This is a genomic window from Xenophilus sp. (assembly GCF_044462705.1).
Classification (GTDB): domain Bacteria; phylum Pseudomonadota; class Gammaproteobacteria; order Burkholderiales; family Burkholderiaceae_C; genus Xenophilus; species Xenophilus azovorans.
In genome coordinates this window covers 1-2,070 of sequence record NZ_JBIQNC010000135.1, presented here as the reverse complement: position 1 = coordinate 2,070, position 2,070 = coordinate 1, and the positions used below count along the sequence as shown (strand labels likewise).

Sequence of the window (2,070 nt, the reverse complement as noted above, 5' to 3'; positions counted from 1 at the left end):
GGGTCGCAGAAGAACATCGTCCACTGCTCGCCCGGCTGGCCCTCGAAGCGCACCTGCGGCTTCAGCACGAAGTCGGTGCCCGCTGCCTCCAGCCGCGCGGCCATCGCCTGCCAGTCCGGCAGCTCCAGGATCAGGCCCAGGTGCGGCATCGGCACCAGCGCGTCGCCCACGTGGCCGGTGCGGGCGGTGGCGAAGGGCTCGCCCAGGTGCAGCGAGATCTGGTGGCCGAAGAAATCGAAGTCGACCCAGGTGTCGGTGCTGCGGCCCTCGGCGCAGCCCAGCACGCCGCCGTAGAAGCGGCGCGCCTCGTCCAGATCGCGGACGTTGTAGGCCAGATGGAAGATGCTCTTCATGGCACGGATCATAGGCAGCCGCTGACAATGCGGGCCCCCTCGCCCGTTCTCATGCCGATGACCCTTGCCTTGCTCGCGGCGCTGCGCCGCCGCCGCTTCCCTGGCGCCGCTGCGGCGCTCGCCGCATGGGCGCTGGCGGCGGCACTGCCGGCGGCGGCGGGGCCGGCCTGTCCGCCCAGCGCGCAGTCGCAGATGGGCCCCGCGGCGATGAAGGAGGCCCAGCGCCGCCCGCAGGACCGTGGCTACCTCTGGCGGCTCGACAAGGACGGCCGCGTCTCGTGGCTGTACGGCACGCTGCACCTGGGCCGCGCCGCCTGGACGGTGCCCGGCCCGCACCTGGCCGCTGCGCTGCGCCAGGCCGACACCCTCGCGCTGGAGCTGGACCCGCTGGACGCCGAGGCGATGAAGCCGCTGCTGGCGCCGGGCGATCCGGCGCGGCGCGCCCAGGTGCTCACCGCCGAGCGGGCGCGCCGGCTGCAGCGCCAGTGGCAGGCCGTGTGCGCGGCCGAGGAGGGCCGGCTGCTCGCCGCCCTGCCGCCGGTGCTGCAGGTCACGGCCCTGAGCGGCCACGCCGCGCGCGCCGACGGCCTGCACCCCGAGTTCGCCATCGACGCCGTGCTGGCCGGCTACGCCCGGCGCGCCCGGCTGCCGCTGGTCGCGCTCGAGAGTGCCCGCGACCAGCGCGCGCTGTTCGTGCCCGAGACGGCGGCCGAGGAGGCCGAGCAGGTCGACGACGCGCTGGCTGAGCTGGAGAACGGCCGCTTGCGCCGCCGCATGGGCGAGCTGGCGCAGATGTGGGCCAGCGGCGACCTGGCCCGCCTCGCCAGCTACCCGCAGTGGTGCGAGTGCATGCAGACGCCGGCCGAGCGGGCGCTGATGCACCAGTTGCTGGAGGCGCGCAACCCGGCGCTGGCGCGCGGCATCGCCGCCCTGCACGACGGCGGCCTGCGCGTCTTCGCCGCCGTCGGGGCGCTGCACATGGTGGGCGCCGAGGGCCTGGTGGCGCTGCTGCAGCGGCGCGGTTTCGCGGTGACGCAGGTGCTGCCGCCGCCCTGACCCGCATAATCCGGCGCTTCCATGGCGCGCTTCCATCGTTTCTGCCTGCTCGCGCGCGGCCTGCTCGGCCGCGCCGTGCTGCTGTGCTTCGCGCTGTCGCTGGGGGCGGCCGTCGCCTCGCCCCTGGTGCACCCGCAGGCCATGGAACTGGTGTGCTCGGCCAGCGGCGCGGTCAAGCTCGTCGTGAAGACCGACGACGGCGCGCAGGAGATGGGTGCGACGCACCTGGACTGCCCGATGTGCCTGCTCGCCGGCGCGCCGCCACCGGCGCCCGCCGCCCTGGCGCTGCCGCATCCCCAGCCGCTGGGCCATGCGCTGCAGCCCATCGAGGCCGCGCGGCTGGCTGCGGCCACCGCGGCCCCGCTGCCCGCGCGCGGGCCTCCGGCCTGATCTTGCCCTGACGCCGTCGCCGCAGGCGCCTGCCATTCGACATGGCGGGTGCCGGCGGCCGATTCCGTGTGCAAGACAGCGGCCGTGCAGGCACGGCCGCGAAAGGCCTGCTTCCCATGAATTCCCTCTTGCCGACGCGCGCATGGCGCCGCGCGGCCTGCTCCCTTCTTTTTTCGCCCTGCCTGGCCGCGTCGTCGTCCTGGGCGCAGCCGGCGGCCGACGACGCGCCGGAGCGCGTCAAGTCGCTGGGCGTGGTCACCGTCACCGGCGG

At 75.4% G+C, this 2,070-nt stretch carries 3 protein-coding genes; 2 read left to right on the top strand and 1 reads right to left on the bottom strand.

The window, feature by feature from the left end:
• Positions 1–353: VOC family protein (locus tag ACIY1X_RS18150; protein WP_399683127.1), on the bottom strand; the 353-nt coding region annotated here is incomplete at its 3' end.
• Positions 354–404: 51 nt separating this feature from the next.
• On the opposite strand from ACIY1X_RS18150, the gene ACIY1X_RS18145 reads away from it, so the two are divergent.
• Both ACIY1X_RS18145 and ACIY1X_RS18140 read left to right on the top strand, forming a co-directional pair.
• Positions 405–1,409: a TraB/GumN family protein gene (locus tag ACIY1X_RS18145; protein WP_399683124.1), complete on the top strand. Its 1,005-nt coding sequence runs from the start codon at positions 405–407 to the stop codon at positions 1,407–1,409.
• Between the two features lie 21 nt (positions 1,410–1,430).
• A complete protein-coding gene (locus ACIY1X_RS18140) occupies positions 1,431–1,799 on the top strand; it encodes a DUF2946 family protein (RefSeq protein WP_399683120.1) in 369 nt (122 codons plus the stop codon).
• Positions 1,800–2,070 lie beyond the last annotated feature (271 nt).